Source organism: Amycolatopsis sp. SID8362, from assembly GCF_010550475.1.
Classification (GTDB): domain Bacteria; phylum Actinomycetota; class Actinomycetes; order Mycobacteriales; family Pseudonocardiaceae; genus Amycolatopsis; species Amycolatopsis eburnea.
In genome coordinates this window covers 1-376 of sequence record NZ_JAAGNB010001098.1, presented here as the reverse complement: position 1 = coordinate 376, position 376 = coordinate 1, and the positions used below count along the sequence as shown (strand labels likewise).

General features: G+C 76.9%; 1 protein-coding gene. It reads left to right on the top strand.

Annotated features, from left to right (window positions below; all coding sequences use genetic code 11):
- Window positions 1–376 (top strand): hypothetical protein (locus tag G3I65_RS34035; protein WP_203612591.1); only part of this gene is annotated, 376 nt, incomplete at both ends.

Here is a 376-nt window from a genome sequence, read left to right as displayed (position 1 = left end):
GGGGTCGTCCTGCACGCCGCGCACGCCACCACCCTGCGCGTCCGGTTGACGCCGGTCGGGGCGGAAGCCGTCGCGGTCGCGCTGGCCGACGCCGAAGGACGGCCGGTCGCCACGATCGACTCGCTGACCTTCCGGCCCGCCACCGCGGGCCAGGTCTCCGGCCCGGCCACGGTGAAGCGCGATTCCCTGTTCCGGGTGGACTGGACGCCGGTCACGCCCGAGGCCGCCGCCGCGGACCCGGTCCTCGTCACCGACGGGCTCGCCGCGCTGATCGCCGACGAGGACGCGACCCCCGCGGTCGTGGCCGTGCCGGTCGAGAGTGGCAGCGTCCTCGGCACCTCGACGCGGGCGCTGGACCTCGTCCAGGCCTGGCTGG